The organism is Stutzerimonas nosocomialis, assembly GCF_005876855.1.
GTDB classification, from domain to species: Bacteria; Pseudomonadota; Gammaproteobacteria; order Pseudomonadales; family Pseudomonadaceae; genus Stutzerimonas; species Stutzerimonas nosocomialis.
The window spans coordinates 1-24,361 of the sequence record NZ_QLAE01000030.1; the positions used below are offsets into that span (position 1 = coordinate 1).

23 protein-coding genes are annotated in these 24,361 nt (G+C 67.4%); 6 read left to right on the forward strand and 17 right to left on the reverse strand.

Features of this window, described 5'->3' with window-relative positions; translation table 11 throughout:
* The coding region (locus tag DN824_RS16845) for a hypothetical protein (protein ID WP_138409572.1) at positions 1 to 383 on the forward strand (383 nt) is incomplete at its 5' end.
* Between the two features lie 57 nt (positions 384 to 440).
* Positions 441 to 1,466: a ribonuclease Z gene (locus DN824_RS16850; protein ID WP_138409573.1), complete on the forward strand. Its 1,026-nt coding sequence runs from the start codon at positions 441 to 443 to the stop codon at positions 1,464 to 1,466.
* Positions 1,467 to 1,481: 15 nt separating this feature from the next.
* Here DN824_RS16850 and DN824_RS16855 read toward each other — a convergent pair whose 3' ends face one another.
* The gene (locus DN824_RS16855; RefSeq protein WP_138409574.1) at positions 1,482 to 3,428 is read right to left on the reverse strand and encodes a metallophosphoesterase family protein; all 1,947 of its coding nucleotides are present in this window, start codon (positions 3,426 to 3,428) and stop codon (positions 1,482 to 1,484) included.
* Positions 3,429 to 3,638: 210 nt separating this feature from the next.
* Between DN824_RS16855 and DN824_RS16860 the strand changes: the two genes are divergently transcribed.
* A complete protein-coding gene (locus DN824_RS16860; RefSeq protein ID WP_138409575.1) occupies positions 3,639 to 5,582 on the forward strand; it encodes a hybrid sensor histidine kinase/response regulator in 1,944 nt (647 codons plus the stop codon).
* 83 nt (positions 5,583 to 5,665) lie between these two features.
* Here DN824_RS16860 and DN824_RS16865 read toward each other — a convergent pair whose 3' ends face one another.
* From DN824_RS16865 to DN824_RS16885, 5 genes are all read right to left on the reverse strand, one after another.
* Positions 5,666 to 6,136, reverse strand: a complete 471-nt coding sequence (locus DN824_RS16865; RefSeq protein ID WP_138409576.1) for a DUF2214 domain-containing protein — start codon at positions 6,134 to 6,136, stop codon at positions 5,666 to 5,668.
* Between the two features lie 10 nt (positions 6,137 to 6,146).
* Positions 6,147 to 6,584 carry a DUF6152 family protein gene (locus tag DN824_RS16870; RefSeq protein WP_241663919.1) on the reverse strand — a complete coding sequence of 146 codons (438 nt, stop codon included), beginning with the start codon at positions 6,582 to 6,584 and terminating at the stop codon, positions 6,147 to 6,149.
* A gap of 260 nt (positions 6,585 to 6,844) precedes the next feature.
* Positions 6,845 to 8,020, reverse strand: a complete 1,176-nt coding sequence (locus DN824_RS16875) for an MFS transporter (protein ID WP_138409577.1) — start codon at positions 8,018 to 8,020, stop codon at positions 6,845 to 6,847.
* Complete coding sequence (locus tag DN824_RS16880; RefSeq protein ID WP_138409578.1) at positions 8,017 to 8,565, reverse strand: TetR/AcrR family transcriptional regulator; 549 nt, start codon at positions 8,563 to 8,565, stop codon at positions 8,017 to 8,019. The genes DN824_RS16875 and DN824_RS16880 overlap by 4 nt, the downstream gene beginning before the upstream one ends.
* 251 nt (positions 8,566 to 8,816) lie before the next feature.
* The gene (locus tag DN824_RS16885; RefSeq protein WP_138409579.1) at positions 8,817 to 9,581 is read right to left on the reverse strand and encodes an SDR family NAD(P)-dependent oxidoreductase; all 765 of its coding nucleotides are present in this window, start codon (positions 9,579 to 9,581) and stop codon (positions 8,817 to 8,819) included.
* Between the two features lie 322 nt (positions 9,582 to 9,903).
* Here DN824_RS16885 and DN824_RS16890 point away from each other — a divergent pair, with 322 nt between their 5' ends.
* Positions 9,904 to 10,767 (forward strand): helix-turn-helix domain-containing protein, encoded by an 864-nt coding sequence (locus DN824_RS16890; RefSeq protein WP_241663918.1) that lies wholly within the window; start codon positions 9,904 to 9,906, stop codon positions 10,765 to 10,767.
* A 15-nt stretch (positions 10,768 to 10,782) separates the two neighbouring features.
* Here the strand turns inward: DN824_RS16890 and DN824_RS16895 are convergent, their stop codons facing one another.
* From DN824_RS16895 to DN824_RS16905, 3 genes are all read right to left on the reverse strand, one after another.
* A complete protein-coding gene (locus DN824_RS16895; protein WP_138409580.1) occupies positions 10,783 to 11,841 on the reverse strand; it encodes a TerC family protein in 1,059 nt (352 codons plus the stop codon).
* A gap of 202 nt (positions 11,842 to 12,043) precedes the next feature.
* Entirely contained in the window at positions 12,044 to 13,399 is a 1,356-nt protein-coding gene (locus DN824_RS16900) for an ATP-binding protein (protein ID WP_414718419.1), read from the reverse strand.
* The gene (locus DN824_RS16905) at positions 13,396 to 14,109 is read right to left on the reverse strand and encodes a response regulator (protein ID WP_138409581.1); all 714 of its coding nucleotides are present in this window, start codon (positions 14,107 to 14,109) and stop codon (positions 13,396 to 13,398) included. The genes DN824_RS16900 and DN824_RS16905 overlap by 4 nt, the downstream gene beginning before the upstream one ends.
* Before the next feature lie 165 nt (positions 14,110 to 14,274).
* Here DN824_RS16905 and DN824_RS16910 point away from each other — a divergent pair, with 165 nt between their 5' ends.
* Together DN824_RS16910 and DN824_RS16915 are read left to right on the forward strand one after the other, a co-directional pair.
* Positions 14,275 to 15,066, forward strand: coding sequence for an MlaA family lipoprotein (locus DN824_RS16910; RefSeq protein WP_138409582.1), 792 nt, complete (start codon positions 14,275 to 14,277; stop codon positions 15,064 to 15,066).
* The gene (locus DN824_RS16915) at positions 15,056 to 15,286 is read left to right on the forward strand and encodes a hypothetical protein (RefSeq protein ID WP_138409583.1); all 231 of its coding nucleotides are present in this window, start codon (positions 15,056 to 15,058) and stop codon (positions 15,284 to 15,286) included. Before DN824_RS16910 ends, DN824_RS16915 begins: the two co-directional genes overlap by 11 nt.
* A 30-nt stretch (positions 15,287 to 15,316) precedes the next feature.
* Here DN824_RS16915 and leuD read toward each other — a convergent pair whose 3' ends face one another.
* From leuD to DN824_RS16955, 8 genes are all read right to left on the reverse strand, one after another.
* Positions 15,317 to 15,925, reverse strand: a complete 609-nt coding sequence (gene leuD / locus DN824_RS16920) for a 3-isopropylmalate dehydratase small subunit (protein WP_138409584.1) — start codon at positions 15,923 to 15,925, stop codon at positions 15,317 to 15,319.
* A 1-nt stretch (position 15,926) separates the two neighbouring features.
* Positions 15,927 to 17,348: a 3-isopropylmalate dehydratase large subunit gene (gene leuC, locus DN824_RS16925; RefSeq protein ID WP_138409585.1), complete on the reverse strand. Its 1,422-nt coding sequence runs from the start codon at positions 17,346 to 17,348 to the stop codon at positions 15,927 to 15,929.
* A gap of 232 nt (positions 17,349 to 17,580) precedes the next feature.
* On the reverse strand, positions 17,581 to 18,456 hold the full coding sequence (locus DN824_RS16930) for an alpha/beta fold hydrolase (RefSeq protein WP_138409586.1): 876 nt from the start codon (positions 18,454 to 18,456) through the stop codon (positions 17,581 to 17,583).
* A gap of 119 nt (positions 18,457 to 18,575) precedes the next feature.
* On the reverse strand, positions 18,576 to 19,490 hold the full coding sequence (locus DN824_RS16935) for a LysR substrate-binding domain-containing protein (protein ID WP_138409587.1): 915 nt from the start codon (positions 19,488 to 19,490) through the stop codon (positions 18,576 to 18,578).
* A 191-nt stretch (positions 19,491 to 19,681) separates the two neighbouring features.
* On the reverse strand, positions 19,682 to 20,854 hold the full coding sequence (locus DN824_RS16940) for an alpha-hydroxy acid oxidase (RefSeq protein WP_138409588.1): 1,173 nt from the start codon (positions 20,852 to 20,854) through the stop codon (positions 19,682 to 19,684).
* Positions 20,844 to 21,860 carry a 2-hydroxyacid dehydrogenase gene (locus DN824_RS16945; protein ID WP_138409589.1) on the reverse strand — a complete coding sequence of 339 codons (1,017 nt, stop codon included), beginning with the start codon at positions 21,858 to 21,860 and terminating at the stop codon, positions 20,844 to 20,846. The genes DN824_RS16940 and DN824_RS16945 overlap by 11 nt, the downstream gene beginning before the upstream one ends.
* Before the next feature lie 14 nt (positions 21,861 to 21,874).
* Complete coding sequence (locus DN824_RS16950) at positions 21,875 to 22,795, reverse strand: dihydrodipicolinate synthase family protein (RefSeq protein ID WP_138409590.1); 921 nt, start codon at positions 22,793 to 22,795, stop codon at positions 21,875 to 21,877.
* A 53-nt stretch (positions 22,796 to 22,848) separates the two neighbouring features.
* Positions 22,849 to 24,357: a tripartite tricarboxylate transporter permease gene (locus tag DN824_RS16955; RefSeq protein ID WP_206666170.1), complete on the reverse strand. Its 1,509-nt coding sequence runs from the start codon at positions 24,355 to 24,357 to the stop codon at positions 22,849 to 22,851.
* Positions 24,358 to 24,361 lie beyond the last annotated feature (4 nt).

The following is a 24,361-nucleotide window of genomic DNA, read 5'->3' on the forward strand; positions in this document are numbered from 1 at the left end:
CCCGACAACCCTGCCCGCCCGGTGTCTGCGATTGCGCCCGTGATCGCCTGCTGGAGGCGCAGGATGCCGATCTGCGGATCCTGCGGCTGACCCGGCAGGAGGAAAAGCGGCTGCTCGAACGGTTGGCCGATATCCAGAGCCTCGCGGACCTCGAGCGCATGCAGCAGCGCATGCACGAACAGCTGGGCATCCGCCTGGAGGTGGCGCCGGGACGGTCCGAAGTACGCAGCATGCGCGGCATCGGCATCCACATCCACGAGCAACCCGGCCTGTGCCGCAAAACGCGCCAGTCCATCCCGCGCGCCATCCGCCAGGGGCTCGAAAGGCGCCCGGAAATCGCCTACGCACTGCTCAACACCCACGACCTGCTGCGCGACGCCTGACCCCCGTCAGGTTCGGCTGCACCGCCCATGTGATTCATGGCTCGACGGAGACCATCAGTGGATCTGCTCTTTCTCGGCACCTCGTCCGGCACACCGACCCGGGCACGCAACGTCAGTGGGCTGGGGCTGCTCGAAGAGACCGGCAAGGGCTGGTACCTGGTGGACTGCGGCGAGGGGACCCAGCACCAGCTGCTGCGCACGCCGCTGTCGCTGCACGAGCTGCGCGGCCTGTTCATCACCCACGTGCACGGCGACCACTGCTACGGGTTGCCCGGCCTGCTGGCCAGCGCCGGCATGCTCGGGCGCAAGGCGCCGCTGGAGATCATCGCCCCGGCCGGCATCGAGCCCTGGCTGCGCAGCACCTTCAGCCTGTCCCAGACCTACCTGCCGTTCGAGCTGGTCTTCCGCGCGAGTGAAACCCTCGGGCCCTGGCATTGCGGCTCGCTCAAGGTCGAGGCCATCGCCCTCTCCCACCGCGTGCCGTCCTACGGCTACCGCTTCACCGAGGCGCGGCCCGACCCGCGGCTGGACATCGACAGGCTCGACCGCGACGGCATCCCCCGCGGCCCGCTCTGGGGCCGCCTGGTGCGTGGCGAGGATGTCCTGCATGAAGGGCGCCTGCTGCGCGCCGACGATTACGTGCTGTTCACCCGCGAACCCCGGCGCATCGTGGTGGGCGGCGACAACGACCGGCCCGACCTGCTCGCCGAGGCCTGCCGCGACGCGCAGGTGCTGGTCCACGAGGCCACCTACACCCAGGCCATCGCGGACAAGGCCGGCGAGACGTTCGGCCACAGCACAGCGGCCAGCGTCGCGGCGTTCGCCCGCTCCATCGCGCTCCCCAATCTGGTGCTGACCCACTTCAGCGCGCGCTACCAGGCCGACTCGACGCGCGGCCTGTCCATCGACGACGTGCGCGCCGAAGCGGCCAGCCATTACCAGGGCGAGCTGTTCCTCGCCCACGACTTCGCGCGCCTGCGCCTGGACCGCGACGGCACGCTGAAGCCCGTCGCCCCGCCGCAACGCCGGGCAGGCAGCGCGAACGGCGAGCCGGCCACCGGGTCGGGCAGCGGTACACTCTGAGCCCCTCGGGACGCGCTATCGCGGATCGCCGTCGCGCTCCGGCGCGAAGACCACGGCGGGCGAACCGTCGGCATTGATCTGCTCGACCCGCAGCGGACGGCCCTGCGCATCGAGCCGAACCCGGCCGATGCCCGCCGCGTTCCACAGCCGCTCCCCGGACTCGCTGCGGCTCGGTAGCCAGGGCTGGACGCGCACCCGGCGGCGCTTGGTGAACCAGTTGAGCGGCGAGCGCGGCGCGTACAGCCAGCGATTGAGCCGGTCGAACAGGTCCAGCAGGCGACGCGGAAACTCGTTCTTCACCCCGCTGCTGGTGATCTGCCAGAGCCTGGGGCCTTCCTGGCGCCCCCGAACGTGCACCTCGTAGGCGAACGAATAGTGCACGTCCCCCGAGAGGATCACGTAGTTGCCGGGCGTGCGGGTGTGGCGAAAGATGTTCAGCATCACGTTGGCCGCGCCCCGGTGGGCCATCCAGTTTTCCGCATCGACCATCAGTGACTGGCCCAGCCAGCTGAAGACCCGCTGCACGGTCTCGATCAGCTTGACGCCGAACATCGGTGCGGGCGAGACGATGATCACCGAGCGGTGGTCGAGCAGGTGCTGCTGGAAATCGGTCAGCGCCTCCCAGTCCATCAACCCGGACGGGCGGCTGAGGTGGCCTTCGCTGCGCCAGCGCCGGGTGCGGGTGTCGAGCACCACCAGCACCGGCTCGCAGGGCAGCACGTAGCCCCAGTCGTTCCAGCGCAACAGCGCGTCGACCACCTCGTCGTGCATGGCGCAGTCGAGCCGTCCCTGCGCGACGCTGCCGAGCAGCCGCTCGATGGCCGCCAGCGGCGCCTCGAACGCCTCCGGCTCGTTGCCCCAGGCCTGGCACAGCAGGTAGCCGAGCAATGCGTTGCCGATGATGCGGCGCGAGAACGGATGACCGTAGGCGGTTTCTTCCCAGCGCGCGGTGAGGTTCCAGTCGTCGGTGATGTCGTGGTCGTCGAAGATCATCAGCGACGGCAGGTGCGCCAGGGTCCGCGCCACCTGCGCCAGCCCCGCGCGGAAGCCCTCGATGCAGGCCGCTTCGCGGGCATAGCGCTCGGCCAGTTCCGCGTCCAGCGGCGGCATCTGCGGCTCGATCAGCTGCCAGGGCACCGGCGACCAGACCAGCAGGTACATCGCCAGCACCTCGCCGAGGGACACCAGGTGGTTGTGGGCGTTGGAGGTGGTGAACACCGGCTTTTCGACACCGCCGAAAAACCGCTCGCGCAGCGCCTCGTTGGACTTGAACGCCGGCAGCAACTGTTCGCGGTGGTAGTAGCTGGCCGGATGGGCCATCAGCGCATCGCTGTCGTCGACCACCGCGCCTTCGAGGCATTCGCCATACAGGCCCAGGCGCCGAATCAGGGCATGGATCGCCACCAGCATCGGCCCGGCGACATCGTCGGCATAGACCTGGTCGCCCGTCATCAGCAGCGCCGCCGGCCAGCGCTCCGGCGCCTGTCGCGCCTCGGCCAAGAGCCCGTCGATCGGCACCAGCCCGTCCGGCGCGGCGTGATGCGGCTTGCGGCAGGAGCCGTGCAGCAGGTCGTCGAAGCGCGAGCGCACGACGAAGGCCGGGCGCTGCGCCCCCTCGTGGATCAGCTGGGGCGCCCAGTCTGCAATGCCCTGCTCGATGCCGTCGCGGTCGATCAGCAGGTCGTATTCCACCAGCCGGTCCAGCGGCAACGGCGATTCCAGGCGCACGTCGATCAGGTGCAGCCAGGCCGAGGTGCCGATCCGCAACACCCGGCAGGCCTCGCCGGGCAAGGCCACCCGACGCGGCGCCTCGCCGTCGGGGTGCAGCTCCAGCCGCGGCGTCAGCGCTTCGCTGCCGACCAGCCAGATCACCACGCGGTCGGCCTGCAGCCTGCGCAACAGCGGTCCGGCCAGTACCGCGGGCAGGGGCGAAGGGGTGGCAAAGGCCAGGCTGTCGTTCATGCATCACTCATCAAGGGCAGTCGAGGATCAGAGTGTAACCAAGCCCGTGGGTTCGCCGATGCAGCCACCGCTCTCGGCCGCGCCCCAGACGCCTCGCCTGCCCGGCCCGCACGACGCGCGACGTCGGTAAGCGGAACGGAAACGACGAAGCCCGGCACAACGCCCGAAAACCCGTGCAATAATGGTCTCCTACGCAAACGGTAGGACTTTATGGAAACGCCTCAACCCGCCACCTCCCCCGTACCGGAAGCGGAACGTTATCGTTTGCTGGTCGAAGCGGTCATCGACTACGCCATCTACATGCTCGACCCCGCAGGCTTCGTCAGCAGCTGGAACCCGGGCGCGGAACGCTTCAAGGGCTATCAGCAGGCCGAAATCCTCGGTCGGCATTTCTCGACCTTCTACACCGAAGAAGACAAGCGCACCGGCCTGCCCCAGCGCGCCCTGGCCATCGCGCAATCGGAAGGACGCTTCGAGAACGAAGGCTGGCGTGTCCGCAAGGACGGCAGCCGCTTCTGGGCCCACGTCGTCATCGACCCCATATGGTCGCCCTCCGGTGAGCTGCTGGGTTTTGCCAAGGTCACCCGGGACCTGACCGAGCGCCGGCTCGCCGAGGCCGCGATCAGGAAGACCGAGCAGCAGTTCCGCCTGCTGGTCCAGGGTGTGACCGATTACGCCATTTTCATGCTCGATCCTGACGGTCGGGTCAACAGCTGGAACCCGGGGGCCCAGCGCATCAAGGGTTACCTGCCCGAGGAGATCATCGGCAGCCATTTCTCCAGGTTCTACACCGAGGAAGACCGTGCCCGCGGCGAGCCGGACCGGGGCCTGGCCACCGCGGCGCGTGAAGGCCGTTTCGAGAAGGAAGGGTGGCGCGTGCGCAAGGACGGCTCCCGTTTCTTCGCCCACGTGGTCATCGACGCCATACGCGACGAAGGCGGCGAGTTGATCGGCTTCGCCAAGATCACGCGCGACATCACCGAGTCCAGGGAGGCGCAACAGGCGCTGGAGAAGGCCCGCGAGACGCTGTTCCAGTCGCAGAAGATGGAAGCGCTGGGGCAGCTGACAGGCGGCATCGCCCATGACTTCAACAACCTGCTGACGGTGATCATGGGCAGCCTGAGCATCGTCTCCCGACACGTCAGGGACGACCCGAAGCTCTCGAGCCTGATCGACAACGCCATCAAGGGGGCCCAACGCGGGGCCTCGCTCACCCAGCGCATGCTGGCGTTCGCCCGCAGCCAGACGCTCCACCTCGAACCGCTCGAACTGCCCGACCTGGTGCACGGCATGACCGACATGCTGCAGCGCACCCTCGGCCCGATGATCCGGATCGAGACCCGCTTTCCGCTGGGCCTGCCCGGCATCCTGGCTGACCTGAACCAGCTCGAGCTGGCGGTGCTCAACCTGGTGACCAACGCCCGCGATGCGATGCCCGAGGGCGGCAGCATCGTGATCGCCGCCAGGAACGCGCACGCGGCCGAGGGCAACCCCCTGGGGGCGAAACCGGGCTGGTACGTCTGCCTGTCGGTCACCGATACCGGCATCGGCATGGACGAGGCGGTGCTGGCCCGGGCCACGGACCCCTTCTTCACCACCAAGGCAATGGGCAAGGGGACCGGCCTGGGCCTGGCGATGGTACGCGGGCTCATCGAACAGCTCGGCGGAGCGGTGGCGATCCACAGCACCCAGGGCCAGGGCACCTCGGTGGAAATCTGGATACCGGCCGCGACGCAGCAAGAACAGGAGCGGCGCACGGCGCTGCCCGCAGAGGCCGAACCGGCCCCCGCGACCGCCACCCCGACGCTCAGGGTCCTGCTGGTGGACGACGATGCCCTGGTGCTGACCAGTTTCAGCGCCGTCATCGAGGAACTCGGGCACTCGGTGCTGGCCGCCCGCAGCGGCGCCCAGGCGCTGGAAATGATGTCCCGCGAGATGCCGGTCGACGTGGTGGTGACCGACTACGCCATGCCCGGCATGACAGGGCTGGAGCTGGCCGAGGCCATCCACCAGCGCTGGCCGGACCTGCCGATCATCCTGGCGTCGGGCTACAGCACCCAGGTGCAGTTCCCGGACTACCTGACCCGCCTGGCCAAGCCCTTCGGCCAGGCCCAGCTGAGGCAGGCGCTGGAGGGATCGGTCAGGAACCGGTGACGGCACGACCGCCTCGTCGGCCTGCGCCGGGGCGGTCCGCATGAACAGGAGTGGCGCCGCTCACTCCCCCAGATGACCCCGGATCAGACAAAGCCGATCGAGCGGCCCGCGATGAGAATGGAAAGCCAAAGAACGGCTGATCCGGCGGCCAGGACGCGAACGGGCATCGTTGGCTCGCCGCACAGGGCGGCATCGAAGCCCTCGCCGCGATGCTGGAGTGCGACGTTGCCGATCGCGAGCACCAGCAGGGCGGCCTTGAAGAGGAAGGCCGGGTTCCCCGCGTACTCCACCGGTCTCACCGAGAACAACCAAAGCCCCGTTATCACCGCCAGTGCGGTGCCCGTTGCCGCCACGCGTACAAGAAAGGGGCCAATGGCCGTCAGATCCCGTCCGTGCGTTGAGCGCACCAGGAGTAGATCGAGCGGCAGGATCGCCCCCAGCAGCAGCCCGATGCCAAGGATGTGGGCTGCATTGACGACGAGATAGGCGATCCAGTGCTCCTGCAGGAAGACGGCGCCAGGCCAGCCAGCGATGGATTGCAGAAAGGCGGTCATCGCCTTGTCGTCATTCCTTGATGCGTTCCGGATACATGTCGTATTGCTTGCCACCGACCGTAATGCGCACGGCTTTTATATGCGCTTCGTTCGGCTCCTTGCTGCGGTTGCCGAGTACGGTGATGTCATCTCCCACCTTGGCGCTATCAGCGGTGAAACCGGATCGTTGCGTCTGGCTCGGATTCCCCAGATCGACCTGCCATGAACGGCCGTCCTGAGCCTTTACGCGCAAGGCCGGATGAGGTGGCGCCATCGAAATCTCGGTAATCGTGCCCTTCAACTCCGACTGTTCTTCTTCCGCCCAGGCCCAACCGTGGTGAGCGAAGGCCTGCGTTGCAAACAGCGCCATCGCCGTGACGCAGAGCATCAGGACCATAGGTTGCACAGCATCGCGCGCCGTGAGGCTGATGACTCCGGTGACGGTTCGGCTTTCGTTTGATACCGACATGATCAAGCTCCTGGTGGGCCGACTGAATAACTGAGAGCTCGACACATCGAAACCAGTTCCCGGTTTTTGCAGTCACCGACTGCAGCCTTTCGAGCGTTCGCTTCTGGCCGAAAGCACCCCTGACGAGCCGCCGCCGTAGGCCCGAGGAAGACCACCATGGCCACAGGTCCTGGACGACCCGGTGATCGACGACTGCAGCCGCGTCGTCGGCGAAGGAGAAGGCGGCCGGCACGAACTCACGCGGTTCGCCTCGAATGAAGTCAGGGCCTTTCCCCTAACGGCTCGCCAATGTTCGCGCGTTTATCGGCACCCCTGCCCCCTGGACGAATGACGATCGCCAGACACGCCGCCGCTGCGAATGCGGTTAGCGCACCGACCGCGCCCATGGCACCCAGCATGGCGCCGAACAGGGGCGTGCCGACGCTCTGCCCTATCGCCAGGACGAGAAAGGGAATGCCAAGGCCCAGATCAGGGCGATCGGGAAGCAGCTCGATGCCCTGAATCAGGAAGGCACCGGACGAGACGATGTAGGCCGCGCCGAACACCGCCATGGCCACGAAACCGTAGGCGGGCGAGATTCCCGTCGCCAGAAGGCCAACGATGGCTGCAGCCATTGCCAGCAGCGCAGCGCCATGCACACGCCCCGTACCGAAGCGGTTCGTCAGAACGCCGGTCAGCGACCCGCTGATGCCGGCCACCCCCAGCGCGATCCACGCCCAGGGAATATCGCGCTCGGTAAAGCCGAATTCGCTGCGCAGGATTTCCGCGCCGAACGTCCAGATCGTCGTGCTCGCCAAGCCCATGAGAAAAGCGCTCGTGCAGAGCGGTAGCACACCGGGTCGCTTCAGAAGCCGGAACGCGAACCCCTTAGGTCCGTCGTCGCGCGAGCACGACGGCACGGCGCGCCACAGCCACACCGTCACGCCGGCACCGATCAGCGCGAACAGGCCATAGAGCTCGCGCCAGGCGCCTGCAGCCACGAGCGCCGCAATGCCGGAAAAGACGATCCCGGCCGCAGTGCCGGCATTGATCGTTCCGTTTGCCCTGGGCCGTGCGTCGTCACTGAACTGCGCGGCGACGGCCGAGGCGAGCGGCGGAGACGTCAGGCCTGTGCTCAACCCGGCCAAGGCGATGCCCAGGCCCAGCGACCATCCCGACGACGCGACGGCGACGAGCGTCAGGCCTGCCGTAGCGGCGACCCCGGCCAGCACCGCGATGACGCGGGGGCTGAGGCTTCCGCTGCTGAAAAACGCCGAAGCGATGCCCACGCAGTACGCGGCAAAGGCGCTGCCTCCAATCCACCCCGCGGCGCTTACGTCCAAGCCGAGCGCCTCGCGAATCTGCGGAAGCAGCAGGCCATAAGCGAAGCGCGCCAGACCATAGGAAAGCGCGGTCAAGGCGAACGCGGCGGCGACGAGGTTCAGGTTGCGCTTCATCGTTGGCCTCCCCGAGCGGACTCGAGCAGCGACAGCGCGGCGCTTCTGGCATCGTCGATGACCGCAGCGCGGGTGACGCTGGCGGCGGCGGTGGCGCCCTCGAACAGAAGCCAGATCTGGTTGCCGAGTACCGCGTCGTCACGGCCGAGCGCACGCCGGACGCGCCGCCTGACCGCCTCCAGGAAGTCCGCCTTCTGCGCCTGAACCAGCGCGACGATCTCTTCGCTGGCCCCGGCATATTCGCTGCGCGCGCGCAGCAGCATGCACCCGCGCGCGCCGCGCTCGTCGATCCAGTGCCTCAGCGCATCGAACAGCGACCCGACCGGATCGACGCCGTCAGACTGAGCGTCGAGCCTCTCCATGAACGCACGGTGCCGCGCGTCGAGCACGGCAAGGACCAGCCCGTCACGGGAGCCGAAGTGTTTATAGAGCGTGCGGGTTGAAACGCCGGACGGCTCGATCACCCGACCGATGCCAATCCCCCGGAAGCCCTCGGCTTCGAATATGCGAGCAGCGCCCGCGATGATCTCAGTGCGCTTATCCATGACCTCAGTGTAAAACGATCGCTTTACAGGTCAAGCACTGTACGAACCCTCGCCTTGGGTCCCGGCCTCGTGTCGCGATGACGCCGCTGCGCGGGGCTCCAGACAGCCTCAGGTCTATGGCCCTCAGCGGCGAAGGCATGTGGAGACGGCCGTGGTAGTACAGGGAAGGCCATCGCCCATCGAACCGGCCCACCGCCAGCGACTTCCAGCGCCGGCAGCAGGACGTTGACCAGGGGTGACAGCCCTCGGCGTCAGCCTGCCGTGACCGTCATGCCGCCGTCGGCCATGACCACCGAGCCGACCATGAAGCTCGCACGCTCGGAGGCCAGGAAGGCGACCACTTCGGCGATCTCCTGCGGCTGCGCGGCCCGGCCAATTGGCGCGGCTTCGCCGTGCCGGGCCAGAAACTCCGGACCGTCGTCGACGACATCGTTGAGGATGTTGGTGACCACGTCGCCCACCCCGATGGCATTGACCCGGACGCCATGCTCGATGGCCTCCAGCGCCAGGGTGCGGGTCAGCTGCACCAGGGCGCCCTTGGACGCGGCGTAGGCGGCGATGGTCGGGAAGGCGAAGTACGCGGCATAGGACGCGATGTTGACGATCGCCCCGGACCGGTTCGGCAGCATCGCCTTCATGGCCTCCCGGCAATGCAGGAAAGCGGCCGTGGCGTTGACCGCCTGGATGCGTTCCCAGTCCTGCCGGCTCATGTCCACCACCGGTTTGTTGATGATGATCCCGGCGTTGTTGGCCAGGATGTCGAGCCGGCCGAACCGCTCCACCGCCAGGCCCACCGCGCGCTCGGCGGCGCCGTCCTCGGTGATGTCGGCCAGCAGCGGCACCAGTCCGGGGCGGGCCAGGTCTTCGACCGCCGGGTCCAGGTCCTCGGCGACGACCTTCGCGCCGCGCGCATGCAGCAGCAATGCGATGGCCTTGCCGATGCCGCTGGCAGCGCCGGTCACCAGCGCGACCTTGCCTTCGACCTCCTGCACAACCTTGTTTTCGATCTCGGCCATGGGTGAATCCTCCGCCCCGTCGGGGTGCTGTGGTTGATGACGATTTCACTCTGGCCCAGGCGGGCGGGTACGGCTTTCGCCGATTTGCCGAAGCTGTCGGGGTTTTGCGCCAGATGCGCCAACCGGGTGATGCCCTGCCATTCGCAGCACCAAGGCACCCGGCAACCACGGCGACGTTGCAGCCGCATCGGCGTGCGCTACCCTTTCGATCGCCCGCCTTTCCCGAGGCCTAGCCGATGGATCGACCTTCGTGAACCCGCCAGGACCCGCGCTTGCCCCAACGGATGCCCATCGGATACTCGCCGAGTCCATGGTGCGGTACATGCCGGGTGAGGCCGGGGCGGTGCCGCCGCACCCGGGGATGAATGACGTCGTGCTGCAGCTGTTCACGCACCGCAGCATCACCGAGCCGGTACTCGTTCCGGCGGTGGCCGAACCGCTGCTGGTGATGGTCCTGGCCGGATCGGCCGTCGTCGAAGAGCGCTTCGCCGGAGAAGAATGGGAATCGGCGCGGGTGCAGGTCGGCGACTTCTACCTGACCAGCACCACCCTGCCCTACGAGATGCGCTGGCAGACCCTGGGCGGCGATAGCTTCGAGGTGATGCACCTGTATCTGGGCCACGCGCTGGTCGACCAGGCGTCACGCGACCTGCTGGGACGCCAGGCCGCTCCGGTCAGCCTGCGCGACGTGTCCGCCGGGCGGGACGACCTGGTGCGGATACTGCTCGAACAGCTGCGCCAGGAGCTGGTCGAGCGGCGCGAGCCCAGCGCGTTGCTGGTCCGCAGCCTGGCCCAGGCGCTGGCGGTGCACCTGGTCCGTACCTACCGAGACCCGGACAGGCCGGCCCGGCGCGGCAACGCCCTGCAGGCCCACAAGCTGCGCCGAGTCATCGAACTGATGAACCAGCGCCTGGCCGAGGACTTCTGCCTGGCGAACCTGGCCCGGGCGGCGCAACTGAGCGAATACCACTTCAGCCGCCTGTTCAAGCGGGCCACCGGCCTGTCGCCCTCGCACTACTTCATCCGCCTGCGCATGGCCCGGGCGAGAGCGCTGCTGCTCGACACCGACCGCAGCATCATCGACATCGGCATGGAGGTCGGCTATTCCAGCCCCGGCCATTTCTCCCAGGTATTTCGTCGCGAAGTGGGCGTCACCCCGAGCGACTATCGCAACCCGGCGCGCTGAGCCCTTCGACTGCCGTCAGTCCCGGCGCGCGACGTTCTCCTGCTGGGCGATCGGAGCCGGCTCCAGCGCGCCCGTCGGCGCGTCCGGACCCGGCATGAGCACAGGCTCGCCCCGGGTCTTGTAGAGCGACAGCAACACCCCGCCGGCGAGTAGCCCGAGGGTGACCGCCAACGAGACGGCGGAGGGGATCTTGCCGATGATGCCGACCAGGGTGATCTTGGTGCCGATGAAGATCAGGATCAGCGCGAGCGCGTACTTGAGGTAGGCGAAGCGATGTATGAGCGCGGCCAGCGCGAAGTACAACGCACGCAACCCGAGGATCGCGAAGATGTTCGAGGTGTAGACGATGAAGGGGTCCTGGGTGATGGCGAACACCGCGGGCACGCTGTCCACGGCGAACACCAGGTCGGCGCATTCGATCAGGATCAGTGCGAGGAACAGCGGCGTCACCCATAGCACCGCCTTTCCGCCTTCCCCGGGTTGCCGGACGAAGAAGCGCTGGCCATGCAAGCGGTCGGTCACCCGCAGATGCCGGCGGAGGAACCTGACCAGCGGGTTGCGCTCGAGGTCGGGGTGATCGTCGACCGGACTGAACAGCATCCTCGCGCCAGTCACGGCCAGGAAGACGCCGAACACGTAGAGAATCCAGCTGAACTGGTGGATCAGCGCCGCGCCAAGCCCGATCATCGTCGCGCGCAGCACCAGCACTCCCATGATCCCCCAGAACAGCACCTTGTGCTGGTACTGACGGGGAATGGCCAGGGAGCTGAAGATCATCGCCATGAGGAAGACGTTGTCCATGGACAACGACTTCTCGACCAGAAAGCCGGTCAGGTAGTCCATGCCGGCATCGCTGCCTTTCTGATGGAACACCCACAGGCCGAACAGCAGGCCGGCGCTGATGTAGCCGCCCGACAGCAGCAGGCTTTCGCGCACGCCGATTTCTCGATTGTCACGGTGCAGGACACCGAGATCGAAAGCCAGCAGTGCGAAGACGATGGATATGAAAACCAGCCACAGCCAGGTGGCCGTGCCGAAGAACTCGGCAAGGAGAAACGGTTCTAGGGCGTTCATCGAGCCCCTCCTCAGTCGTAATTAAAAGACTGTGATCCGACATCGCGGTATTAACCGCCAGAGGGGCCCGGCATCACGGGCGCAATATACGGCGGCGCCGAACGCGATACAACGGGCAGATTCGTGGGCCGTTATTCTTCTTTTTCATTAGCTCATGACTTCATAGGCCTGATCGGAAGGCGCCCGCCCGAGGCCGTTCCGTTCAGCCGAAGGGCAGCACGACCCGGACCTCCAGGCCACCTGCCTGGCGATTGCGCAGCGTGAGCGTTCCGCCGTGTTCGAGCACCGTCGCCCGCGCCGCGGCCAGCCCCAGCCCGACACCGCCGGTGTTCCGGTTGCGCGAACCCTCGATGCGAAAGAACGGCATGAACACCGCCTCCTGATGCTCCGGGGCGATACCCGGCCCCCGGTCGAGGACGCGGATTTCCGCCCGGTTCGGTCGGACGATCAGCCGAACGCAGGGGTCGCGCCCGTACTTGATGGCGTTATCCACCAGATTGACCAGCATCCGCTTGATGCCGATGGGGCGCCCCACGTAGACGAAGCGGCTCGGCCCGCTCAGGCCGAAGCCGGTCCCGGCGTCCCTGAAATCGTCGGCCACCGTGTGCAGCAGCTCGGCCAGGTCGAACGGGATGGCCGGCTCGAGCCGTGCGTCGTCGCGAAAGAAATCCAGCGCGGAATTGACCATCGCCTGCATCTCGTCCACGTCGCGGAACAGCTTCGATTGCTGCTCGGCGTCCTCGATGAATTCGCCGCGCAACCGCATGCGCGTCAGGGGCGCGCGCAGGTCATGGGAGATGGCGGCCAACATCTGCGTCCGGTCGTGCAGGAAGTGCTGCAGCTGCGCCTGCATGGCATTGAAGGCGAGGATTGCCTGACGAATCTCCTGCGGCCCTTCCACCGGGATCGGCGGCGCCCGGAAATCGCGGCCGAAACGCCGGGCGCCCTGGGCGAAACGCTCCAGCGGGCTGGCCAGGTGCCGCGTGGCGACCAGGGCGACGAGGATCGTCGAGAGCAACACCAGGCCCAGCACGATCAGGTTGCGCGGCAGCTCGTCCAGCCCCCAGCCGCGCGTCGGCACCGAAAAGACGACCCAGGAGCCATCGCTGAGCTCGATCAGCAAGGCATAGCGGCCATCGGTCCGGCTCTGCGGCCAGTCGCTGGGCTCGTACGCCTCGACCGTCGCCGTGGGCCTGCCCAGCAGATCGCGCAGCATCGCCGCCCCCTTCTGGAAGCCGGGATCGTCGAGACGGGGCAAGCGAGCCTCTTCGTGCCGTTGCACCCACTGGGTGGTGAAGGTCTGATCGCTGGCGGCGCGGGCGATCTCGGCTCGCTGCCCGGGCGGCACCGAATCGAGGATGCGGGTGATGGCGGCGAGCTTCTCCATCAGGCCGATTTCCAGCAGCGGCGGCCGGGCCCAGCCGCCGGCCAGCACACTGAACAGTCCGTTGAGCGCCAGCGCGGTCAGCATCGCCACCATCGTCGTCACCGCGATCCAGCGCGCCACGGTATACCGCGGCCGGCGAAACCTGGCCAACGCCCGGCGCAGCGGGCTCACCGCTTCACCAGCACGTTCGGCGTGAACAGGTAGCCGCCGTTGCGGATGGTACGGATCATGGGCGCGCGGTTGGGGTCGGTCTCCAGCTTGCGGCGCAAGCGGCTGACCTGGACATCCACGCTGCGATCGTAGGCGTCGTAGGCTTCGCCGCGCGCCATATCGAGCAATTGCTGACGCGTCAGCACCCTCAGCGGGTGCTCGGCGAAGACCAGCAGCAGCTCGAACTCCCCGCTCGACAGCGGGATCATCACCTTGTCCGGCGAGCGCAACTCGCGCCGCGTGACGTCCAGCTGCCAGCCGGCGAACTCCAGGATCGGGCGCGGCTTGTCGTTCCAGACGCTTCTGACCTCTCCCGTGCGGCGCAGCACGGCCCGTATCCGCGCCAGCAGCTCGCGGGCGTCGAACGGCTTGGTCAGGTAATCGTCCGCCCCCAGCTCCAGCCCCACGATACGGTCGCTCAGCTCGCCCATCGCGGTCAGCATGATGACCGCGATGCCCTGTTCGGCGCGCAGCCGCTGGCAGAGCATCAGCCCGCTCTCGCCGGGAAGCATCACGTCCAGGATCACCAGGTCGGGCATCTGGCGTTCCACGGCGTGCCACAGCGTCGGCCCGTCGGTGGCGGTATCCACGCGATAACCATGCTGTTCGAGAAACTTCTTCAACAGGGCGAGAACTTCGAGGTCATCGTCGACAAGTAATAGATGGGTCACGATGGGCACGTGCGGACTTGTTGGAAGTGGATATCTAAAACCATTCGACCGGTTACGTCATATATTTCAATCGGGCAACAAAACTACCGGCACGCAATACAGCGGAAATCCTGGAGCAAAGAATCGCAGTCAGCATCGCGACCATTTCCTACCGAGACAGTCCCGATGCCAACCACACCTTCCGCTTCGCGTTTCATCCGTCCCCTGTTCGCCGGACTCATCCTGTTGCTGGCCAGCGGCTGCGCCAGCCAACCGGCCGCCACGCAACCGGACGCCTGCGGCAACGTCGCCTATGGCTACTACGACCCCGCCGAGTCCATCAACCGGGGAATCTTCGCCTTCAACCGAACCCTGGACAACTATGCACTGGCGCCCGTGGCCCGGGGTTATCGCCGTCTTCCGGGATTCTTCCAGACCGGCGTCCACAACTTCGTCGCCAACTTCGGCGAGCCCAAGGTATTCATCAACGACCTGTTGCAAGGCAACTTCAGACGTTCGGCCAATACCGCCGGCCGCTTCTTCATAAACACCACGGCGGGCATCGTTGGTTTGATCGATGTTTCGGGCAAGTTGGGCATTGAAAGACACCGGTCGGACTTCGGCCAGACATTCGGCGTCTGGAATATTGCCAGCGGCCCCATCGTCGAACTTCCGCTGTTCGGCACGTCCAATCTGCGAGATGCGACCGGCCGGGTGGTGAGCTTCGCGGTAAGCCCCTTCGGCGACAACAGCGATACCGTCGATACCCTGAGCACCCTCAATACCGTCGGCGGCGTGGTCGACGGCCGGGCGGAAAACCTGCCGCTGACCGACGAGCTGCGCAAACGGCCGGATTACTACGCCGCGCTGCGCGATACCGTCGCGCAACATCGCTCCAACGTCGTCGCGGAAGGCAAACGGGGCACGGCCGCAACCCCCACGCACGCCTGCGAACAGGGTGAAGCCGATGGCGATTGATCACCCGCTGGTGCTGCATCGCCGCATGAGGGCACCGGACCCCTCCTCGCTGCACTGCCGCGAGATCGAACTGCGCCTGGACGAGGACGGCCGTCATCTGGTGCTCAGCCGGTACACCGAACTGTACCGGGAGGAACGAACCGCCTGGTGCTCCATCAGCCATCACCACATACCGCTGGTGAGCGTCATCCGCTGGATGATCGAGAACGGAACGCCCTGACGGCCGACAAGACGGCCCCAGGCAAAGTCTTCAGGCCAACCAGGGGTTGGCCTGAAGATGCCGGGCCTCGAATGCCTTGATCTGATCGGTGCGCTGCAGCGTACTGCCGATGGCATCGAGCCCGAGCAGCAGCGCTTCCTTGCGCAGGGCGTCGATGGCGAATTCGAGGGTGCGTCCGCCGTCGAGGGTGATCGTCTGCGCCGCGAGGTCGATGCGGATCGGGGACGACTCGGGCCGGGCGACCGTTTCACCGACCTCGCGCAGCTGCCCATCGCTCAGCTGGATGAGCAGCAGGCCGTTGCGCTGGCAGTTGTCGAAGAAAATCCCGGCGAAGCTGGTGCCGATCAGCGCGCGGATGCCCAGCTGCTTGAGGCCCCACACGGCATGTTCGCGGCTCGAGCCGCAGCCGAAATTGGGCCCGACGACCAGGAAGCGGGCCTGGTTCCAGGGCTTTTGGTTGAGGATGAAATCCGGGTTCGGCTCGCCGTTCGGCAGCAGGCGCAGGTCGAAGAACACGCCCCGGTCGAGGCCGTTGCGGTCGATGCCCTTGAGGAACTGCTTGGGCATGATCACGTCGGTATCGACGTTGGCGGCGAGCATGGGCGCGGCGGTGCCGCTGATGTCAACGAAGGGTTCCATCTCAGGCCTCCAGGGGCAGCGAACGTACATCGGTCAAACGGCCCGAGACCGCCGCGGCAGCGACCATCGCGGGGCTCATCAGGTGGGTACGCGCACCGGCACCCTGGCGCCCTTCGAAGTTGCGGTTGGTGCTGGAGGCGCAGCGATCGCCGGGCGCCAGGACGTCGTCGTTCATGGCCAGGCACATCGAGCAGCCCGACTGGCGCCATTCGAAACCGGCGTCCAGGAACACCTGGGCCAGCCCTTCCGCCTCGGCCTGTGCACGCACCTGGGTGGAACCGGGAACCACCATGGCCCGCACATGGGGCGCGACCTTGCGGCCGCGCACGACACGGGCGGCGTCGCGCAGATCCTCGATACGGGCGTTGGTGCACGAGCCGATGAAGGCATGGCTGATCTCGATGGCGCTCAGGCGCTCGCCCGCCGTGAGGCCCATGTAGCGCAGGGCGCGCTGCAGGTCCTGGCGGCGGATGGCATCCGGCTCGTCCTGCGGGTCCGGCACCCGGTCGCCGATGGCGGCGGCCTGGTCGGGGCTCGTGCCCCAGGTGACCATCGGCTCCAGGGCGCCGGCGTCCAGCTCGATGTCGACGTCGAATTCGGCGCCCGGATCGCTGTAGAGTTCGCGCCAGCGCGCGACGGCCTGGTCCCAGAGCGCGCCTTTCGGCGCCCGTGGCTTGTCGGCCAGGTAGGCATAGACCTTGTCGTCCGGCGCCATGAAGGCACCGCGCGCGCCCGCCTCGACCGCCATGTTGCAGATCGTCATCCGCGCCTCGACGCTCAGGGCCTCGATCGTCGGGCCGGCGAACTCGATGGCGTAGCCGGTGGCACCGGACGCGCCGATGCGGCGGATCAGCGCCATGATGATGTCCTTGGAAGTCAGGCCGACGCCGAGCTCGCCATGGACCCTCACGCGCATGGTCTTGAGCCGCTTGTAGACCAGCGTCTGGGTCGCCAGCAGGTGCTCGATCTCCGAGGTGCCGATGCCGAAGCCGAAGGCGCCCAGCGCCCCGTAGGTGGTGGTGTGGCTGTCGCCGGCCGCGACCACCATGCCGGGCAGGATGAAGCCCTGCTCGGGCGCGACGACGTGCTCGATGCCCTGGCGCTTGTCCAGCACATCGAAGAGTTCGATGCCGAAGTCGCGGCAGTTCTCGGCGAAGTAGGACACCTGCCGCGCGCCACCCGGGTCGGGCATGGCGGCGATGCGGTTCGGGCTCGTGGGGTTGACGTGATCCACCACCGCCAGGGTGGCAGCCGGCCGCCAGACCTTGCGATCCGCCTCGCGCAGACCGCTGAAGGCCTGCGGGCTGGTGTATTCGTTGGCGACCTGCCGGTCGATGTAGAGCAGCACATGGCCCTGGTCGTCGAGGTCGCAGACGGTATGGGAGTCGATGTGCTTGTCGTAAAGGGTTCTGGGGCGATTCATGGCCGTTCTCGCTTCGTGCTTTCGTCCAGGGCAGCGCAGCGCCCGGCTGCCAGGCCTGCCCCGCCAGCATATTGAGCGTCATCGCCCACACAAAGCGCGTTAGTGGGATGCGAGAATTCACGATTCGTGAACGATGCCGGCGGCAGGGCGTTCGGTAGACAGGCGACGGCGCGCCGGGAGAAAAGTACGAGGGCGCCGGCCGGATTCCTTCCGGCGGCGCCCTGCGCGGGGCTCAGCCGAAAAAGGCCATCGCTTCGTCGAACAGCAGGTCCGGCACCTCTTCCGGCAGGTAGTGCCCGGCCGGAAGGGCCTTGCCCTGGACGTTGGTCGCGACCTTCCGCCACTCCGCCAGCGGATCGAAGCAGCGACCGACGACGCCCTCGCCACCCCACAGCACCAGCACCGGCATTTCCAGTTGCCGGCCCGCCTCGCGGTCCAGCCTGTCGTGCTCCAGGTCGATGCCGGCGCTGGCGCGGTAGTCCTCGCAGATGGCGTGCGCCGCGCCCGGCAGGCGGAGACAACGCAGGTACTCGGCCAATGCCTCCTCGGTGAAGGGCTTCATGCCGGCGCTGCGCGTGCCCATCACGCTGCGCAGATACAACTCCGGATTGCCCTCGAGCAGGGCCTCGGGCAGCGGAGCCGGGCGGATCAGGAAGAACCAGTGCCAGTAGGCACGGGCGAACGCCTCGTTGGTCTGAGAATACATCGCCAGGGTCGGGGCGATGTCCAGCAGGATCATCCGCCGGACCGCCGTGCCGTGGTCGGCCGCCAGGCGATGGGCGACCCGCGCGCCACGGTCATGGGCGAGCACGTCGAAGGTCGGAAACCCCAGGGTTTCCATCAGCTCCAGGGCGTCGCGCGCCATCTCGCGCTTGGAGTAGGCGTTGTGGTCATCGCCACCGACGGGTTTGTCGCTGTCGCCGTAGCCTCTGAGGTCGGCGGCGACCACGGTGAAGTGCCGGGCCAGCCGGTCGGCGATCTTGTGCCAGATGACATGGGTCTGCGGATGCCCATGAAGCAGCAGCAGGGCCGGCCCGGTGCCACCCTTGCGGTAGGCGATGCGCACGCCATTGACCAGGCACTCGTCCTTCTGGAACTCAGCGAACATACCCTCTCTCCTCTTCATTCAGTGCCCGCCATGCTAGGTAAGCCGAAGACGAGCGCAAGCCGCGAAACCGTGACCCGATCATTCATGAATCGTGGATGGTCGGGGCGATCCGCACGGCGCTATAGCGACAGTTGCCTGAAATGCTCGGCCAGGAACTCGACGCACACCCGCAGCTTGGCCGAACTGGACAGCCGGGTCGGGTAGACCGCCCAGACGTTGGCGCTTTCACTATAGTCCGGCAGTACCTGGACGAGCTTGCCCTGCTCCAGCAGCGGCTTCACGTCCCACATCGAACGCAACAGGATGCCGCGGTCGTTGAGCGCCCATTGCAGGACGATCTCGCCATTGTTCGAGGACAGCGGCCCGCTGACGCGCACGCTCTGGGCCTTCCCGTTGCGCGTGAGCTGCCAGACGCCGAAGGCGTTGTTGCGCTCCTTGAGCACCAGGCAATCGTGCTGTTGCAAGTCCTCCAGGCTCGTCGGCGTGCCGCGACGGGCCAGGTAGTCGGCGCTGGCGCAGAGCACGCGCCGGTTGGTGACCAGGCGCTTGCTGATGTGCTGGCCCGGCAGGTCGTCGCCGACGCGGATTTCCAGGTCGAAGCCCTCGGCGACGATGTCCACGACCCGGTCGAACACTTCCAGGCGGATCTCCAGCTCCGGATAGCGCTCGGCGAGCGCCGATATCGCCGGCGCCACGTGGTTGCGCCCGAAGCCGAAACTGCTGCTGATGTGCAGTTGCCCGCGGGGCGTCAGCCGCGCCTGGGAGAGTTCGTCGAAGAGGTCGTCCAGATCGCCCAGGATGCGCACCGCCCAGCGCTGCGTGCGTTCGCCGTCGTCGGTCAGGGCGATCCGCCGGGTAGTGCGATGCAGCAACCGGGTCTGCAGCACCCCTTCGAGCACCTGGATGCGCTTGCTGACATAGGCGGGCGACAGCCCAAGCTCGTCCGCCGCACCGGCGAAGCTCTGCTTGCGGATGACGGTGAGAAACACCCGAAGGTCTTCCGGCAGCGGCAATTGATCACGAACCGTGTTCATAGATTCCACATTACGCCAGCTTTAAACACGAAGCCCGAAATATAGCATGGCGATCGCCGCCCTCTCGGCCCCGCCGGCCTCGGCTTGCCGATTGGCCTGGAGCTCCGCCAGCGGCCCTGAAACGAGACGAGCCAGGCATCGCCTGGCTCGTGTCTGGCTCGGAGCGCCCCGCAGGGCGCGGGTGGTTCGGGCTATTTCCGTCTCTCGACCAGGCAGTGCCGGTCGAGGTCCTCGACCCGGGTCACGCCCAGCAGCGCCATGTCGCGTTGCAGCTCGGCCGCCAGGAGGTCGATGGCGTGCGACACGCCCGCTTCGCCCGCGTACGCTGCGGCATAGTTGAAGGGCCGGCCGATGAAGACCATGCGCGCGCCGAGCGCCAGGGCCTTGAGCACGTCGGTGCCGCGCCGGAAGCCGCTGTCGACCATCACCGGCAGATCGCCGACCGCCTCGACGACGCCGGGCAGCGCCTCCAGGGCCGAGAGCGTGCTGTCGAGCTGGCGGCCGCCGTGGTTGGAGACGATCAGCGCGTCCGCGCCGAGGTCGCGGGCCTTGCGCGCGTCGTCCGGGTGGAGGATGCCCTTGACCACCAGCTTGCCGGGCCACAGCCGGCGCACCAGCTCCAGGTAGCTCCAGTTGAGGTGGCTGCGCCCGGAGAAGTCGCGCTTGACGTTGCGCGAGATCACCGCGATGCCGCGCGTGGCGTAGTTGTTCTCGAAGTGCGGCAGGCCGTGGTTGACCAGCGTGCGCAGGAAGGTGCCGAACAGCCAGCGCGGGCGGATCAGGCCGTCCCAGGCCAGGCGCAGGCTGGGCCGCAGCGGCGAGTAGAAGCCCGAGCGGGTGTTGTTGTCGCTGTTGGGCGGCACCGGGTAGTCGACGGTGATGACCAGCTTGTCGAAACCGGTGTTGCGCACCCGCTCGATCAGCGCCTCGATGCCGGCGTGGTCGCCCGGCAGGTAGGCCTGGAACCAGTCGGTCTGGCCCTGGTTGAGCACGTCCTCCATGCGGATCAGCGAGCTGCCGCTGAGGATCATCGGGATGCCGGCCTTGGCCGCCGCCTGCGCCTGCACCAGGTCGCCGCGGTAGGCCGACAGCGCGCTGATGCCCATCGGCGCGATGCCGATCGGCAGGGCGTAGCGCTGGCCGAACAGTTCGGTCTGGAGCGAGATCTTCGACACGTCCACCAGCGCCCGCGGCAGGAACGCGTAGGCCTCGAAGGCGCTGCGATTGGCGCGGGCGGTGTGGCCGTCCTCGGCCACGTTGGCGATGTAGCCATAGATCGGCCGAGGCAGATGGCGTCTGGCGATGCGGTCGAGGTCGTGCAGGTTCAGGATCGACGCCAGGCGTCGCGAGGGATTACTTAGCATCGACGGGCGGTTCCTGCTCGGGTTGTGGAAAGCCGTTCGGGCGGGCCTGCGGGTTGACCAGGTCCCGCGGCCGCTCCCCTTGCAGGGCCTGGCGGATGTTCTCCACCGCGCAGCTGGCCATGGCTTCGCGGGTCTCGTGGGTGGCCGAGCCGATGTGCGGCAGGGTCACCACGTTGTCCATGCGCAGCAGCGGGGAGCCGGGCGAGACCGGCTCCTGCTCGAACACGTCGAGCCCGGCGCCGGCGATCAGGCCTTCTTCCAGCGCGCGGATCAGCCCGGCCTCGTCGACCACCTTGCCGCGGGCGATGTTGACCAGGAAGGCCGAACGCTTCATCGCCCGGCACTGCTCGTAGCCGACCAGGTGCTCGGTCTCTTCGGTCAGCGGCACGGTGAGGCAGACGAAATCCGACTCGGCCAGCAACTGTTCGAAGCTGCGCCGCTCCAGGCCCCATTCGGCCTCCAGCTCCGGCTTGGGCGAGGCGTTGCTGTACAGCACGCGCATGTCGAAGCCCAGCGCCCGGCGGGCGATGGCCCGGCCGATGCGGCCGAGCCCGACCAGGCCGAGGGTCTTGCCGTGCACGTTGCTGCCGAAGTGCGGCTCGCCGACGTGCTGGGTCCAGCGCCCCTCGCGCACCATGTTGGCCAGCTCCACCAGGCGCCGGGCGCTGGCCATGATCAGCATGAAACCGGTGTCGGCGGTGGTTTCGGTGAGCACGTCCGGGGTGTTGGTCAGCAGGATGCCGCGCCGCGTGAGCTCGGCCACCGGCAGGTTGTCGTACCCCACCGAGATGGTGGCGACCGCTTCCAGTAGCGGCGCCTCGTCGAGTATCGCCGGGGTGACCACGAGCTTGCCGCCGATCAGCCCGTGAGCCTGGCGCAGCGCGGCGGCGACCGCCTCGGCGTGCTGCTCGGGCTCCTCGAAATACTCCACCTCGAACGACTCACGCAGGCGCTCTAGCTGCGGCGCCTTCAGGCGGCGCAGGGCGACGATCCGTTTTCTCTCCATCAGCCAGGTCCCCTTCAGCCGCGTTTCAGGCCGGGCATGTCGAAGCCGGCCTCGTCGAGGGTGGCGAACAGGTCCTGGCGCTGCTGCTCGTTGAGCTCCACCAGCGGCGGACGCACCCGCGACCAATCCTCGAGGCCGCTGTAACGGGCGGCGGCGGCCTTCAGCGCGGGAATCATCGGGAAACGCTCGAACAGCTTGCGGGTAGCGGTCAGCGCCGCCTGCCGGGCGTCGGCGTCATCGCCCTGCCAGGCCTTGGCCAGGGCGGCGATGGGGCCCGGGTTGACGTTGGCGGTGGCGCTGATGCAGCCGGCGCCCCCGGCGCGCAGGGTCTGCAGCAGGAAATGTTCGCTGCCGGCGTAGACCTGGAAGCCGTCGGCGGCATAGTTGTCGATCATCGCCTGGGTGTTGCTCCAGTCGCCGGAGCTGTCCTTCACCCCGACCACGTTCTTCGGGTAGGCCTTGAGCAGACGCTCGATGAGCGCCAGCGACAGCGGCACCTGGGACACTGGCGGGATGTGGTAGAGGTAGATGCGCAGGCGCGCGTCGCCGACCCGCTCGATCACCTCGCTGAAGTAGCGGTACAGGCCCTCGTCGGACACGCCCTTGTAGTAGAACGGCGGCAGCATCAGCACGCCTTCCACGCCCTTGGCCACCGCATGGCGGGTCAGCGCCACCGCCTCGGGCAGCGCGCAGGCGCCAGTGCCCGGCATCAGCCGCGCGGCCGGCACGCCGGAGTCGACCAGCGCATCGAGCAGCTGCATCTTCTCCTCGAGCGACAGCGAGTTGGCCTCCGAGTTGGTGCCGAACACGGCCAGCCCCACGTCGTTCTCCAGCAGCCAGTGGCACTGGGCGACGAAGCGCTGGGCGTCAGGCGCGAGCGCCTCGTTGAAGGGCGTGACCACCGGGGACCAGACGCGACCCGTAGCTTGAATCATGTTTATCTCCTTGTATTTATGAAACCGGCGACCGAGGCCGCCGGGCGTGTCGTTCAGGCTGCCGGGTTGCCACGCCGAAACGGCGAGAGCATCCAGCGAAATAGCGGCGTCGCCTGCAGCACCGAGAATACCGCGAGACACAGCAGTACCACCGCGATCGGGCTGGACAGGAAGATGCGGTAGTCATCGTCGCCGATCAGCATCGACTGGTGGAAGCCGTTCTCCATCACCGGCCCGAGGATCAGCCCGATGACCATCGGCGCCGGCGAGACCCCGGCCTTGGCCAGCCAGTAGCCGAACAGGCCGAAGGCGAGCATCAGCCCCACCTCGAACAGGCTGTTGTTGATCGCATAGGCGCCGACGATGCACAGCGCGATGATGGCGCAGGCGATGAAGCCATCCGGGATGCGCGTGACCATCACGCTGGCCTTGGTGAACATCAGCCCCACCAGCAGCAGGCCGATGTTGGCGAAGATCACCGCCCAGATCAGGGTGTAGGTGACGTCGCCGTAGTCGGTCAGCAGGTTGGGCCCTGGCAGGATGCCCTGCACCATCAGCGCGCCGAGCAGGATGGCCGTGGCCGAGCTGCCGGGAATCCCCAGCGCGATGGTGGGGATCAGCGCGCCGCCGACCACCGCGTTGTTGGCCGCTTCCGGCGCGGCGACACCGGCGGGATCGCCCTGGCCGAAGCGGCTCTTGTCCCTGGCGAAGCGCTTGGCCTCGTTGTAGGCGAACCAGCTGGCGGTGTCGCCGCCGGTGCCCGGGATCAGCCCGACGATGACGCCGATGCCGCTGGAGCGCAGCATGTTCGGCAGCAGCGCCTTGAGTTCCGAGAACTTCGGGATCAGCCGGTCGGTGATGCGGCTGGCGACCTTGGCCGGCAGGTTGGAATTCTCGATCAGCGACAGCGCCTGGGGAATCGAGAACAGCCCGATCAGCGCCACCGTGAAGCTGATGCCGGAGAACAGGTTGATGTTGCCGAACGCCATGCGCGGCGTGCCGGTGGTCAGGTCCATGCCCACCGTGCTGACCAGCAGCCCCACCGCGCCGGAGAACAGCCCGTTGATCACCGAGCCCTGGGACAGCGAACCGATGATGGTGATGCCGAGCACGGCGATGGCGAACAGCTCGATGGGGCCGAACTGCACCACGATGCTGCCCAGCAGCGGCGCCGCCAGGAGCAGCGCGAAGCCACTGATGGTGCCGCCGATGAAGGAGGCGATCAGGGAGATGCCCAGCGCCTTGCCGGCCTGCCCTTGCTGCGACATCGGGAAGCCGTCGAGCACGGTGGCCGCGGCCGAGGGCGTGCCCGGCGTGCGCAGCAGGATGGCGGCGATCGAGCCACCGTAGGACGCCCCGACGTAGAGCGATGCGAGCATGCTCAGGCCCGTCGCGGTGTCCATGCTGAAGGTCAGCGGCAGCAGCAGCGCCAGCGCCATGGTGGCCGACAGGCCCGGCATGGCGCCGACGAACAGCCCGAGCAGCGTACCGCCGAGGATCGCGGCGATGTTGTACAGGGTGAACACATTGGTCAGCCCCGTGATGACGATCGAACTATCCACGTAA

What these genes read in the sequence shown, in the direction of transcription:
- DN824_RS16860 (WP_138409575.1), top strand. Translation starts at nt 3,639, where the DNA reads ATGGAAACGCCTCAACCCGCCACCTCCCCCGTACCGGAAGCGGAACGT.
- DN824_RS16855 (WP_138409574.1), bottom strand. Translation starts at nt 3,428, where the DNA reads ATGAACGACAGCCTGGCCTTTGCCACCCCTTCGCCCCTGCCCGCGGTA.
- DN824_RS16950 (WP_138409590.1), bottom strand. Translation starts at nt 22,795, where the DNA reads ATGATTCAAGCTACGGGTCGCGTCTGGTCCCCGGTGGTCACGCCCTTC.
- DN824_RS16910 (WP_138409582.1), top strand. Translation starts at nt 14,275, where the DNA reads ATGCCAACCACACCTTCCGCTTCGCGTTTCATCCGTCCCCTGTTCGCC.
- leuD (WP_138409584.1), bottom strand. Translation starts at nt 15,925, where the DNA reads ATGGAACCCTTCGTTGACATCAGCGGCACCGCCGCGCCCATGCTCGCC.
- DN824_RS16875 (WP_138409577.1), bottom strand. Translation starts at nt 8,020, where the DNA reads ATGAAGCGCAACCTGAACCTCGTCGCCGCCGCGTTCGCCTTGACCGCG.
- DN824_RS16890 (WP_241663918.1), top strand. Translation starts at nt 9,904, where the DNA reads ATGCCGGGTGAGGCCGGGGCGGTGCCGCCGCACCCGGGGATGAATGAC.
- DN824_RS16865 (WP_138409576.1), bottom strand. Translation starts at nt 6,136, where the DNA reads ATGACCGCCTTTCTGCAATCCATCGCTGGCTGGCCTGGCGCCGTCTTC.
- DN824_RS16945 (WP_138409589.1), bottom strand. Translation starts at nt 21,860, where the DNA reads ATGGAGAGAAAACGGATCGTCGCCCTGCGCCGCCTGAAGGCGCCGCAG.
- DN824_RS16915 (WP_138409583.1), top strand. Translation starts at nt 15,056, where the DNA reads ATGGCGATTGATCACCCGCTGGTGCTGCATCGCCGCATGAGGGCACCG.
- DN824_RS16895 (WP_138409580.1), bottom strand. Translation starts at nt 11,841, where the DNA reads ATGAACGCCCTAGAACCGTTTCTCCTTGCCGAGTTCTTCGGCACGGCC.
- DN824_RS16930 (WP_138409586.1), bottom strand. Translation starts at nt 18,456, where the DNA reads ATGTTCGCTGAGTTCCAGAAGGACGAGTGCCTGGTCAATGGCGTGCGC.
- DN824_RS16885 (WP_138409579.1), bottom strand. Translation starts at nt 9,581, where the DNA reads ATGGCCGAGATCGAAAACAAGGTTGTGCAGGAGGTCGAAGGCAAGGTC.
- DN824_RS16870 (WP_241663919.1), bottom strand. Translation starts at nt 6,584, where the DNA reads ATGTCGGTATCAAACGAAAGCCGAACCGTCACCGGAGTCATCAGCCTC.
- DN824_RS16940 (WP_138409588.1), bottom strand. Translation starts at nt 20,854, where the DNA reads ATGCTAAGTAATCCCTCGCGACGCCTGGCGTCGATCCTGAACCTGCAC.
- DN824_RS16880 (WP_138409578.1), bottom strand. Translation starts at nt 8,565, where the DNA reads ATGGATAAGCGCACTGAGATCATCGCGGGCGCTGCTCGCATATTCGAA.
- leuC (WP_138409585.1), bottom strand. Translation starts at nt 17,348, where the DNA reads ATGAATCGCCCCAGAACCCTTTACGACAAGCACATCGACTCCCATACC.
- DN824_RS16935 (WP_138409587.1), bottom strand. Translation starts at nt 19,490, where the DNA reads ATGAACACGGTTCGTGATCAATTGCCGCTGCCGGAAGACCTTCGGGTG.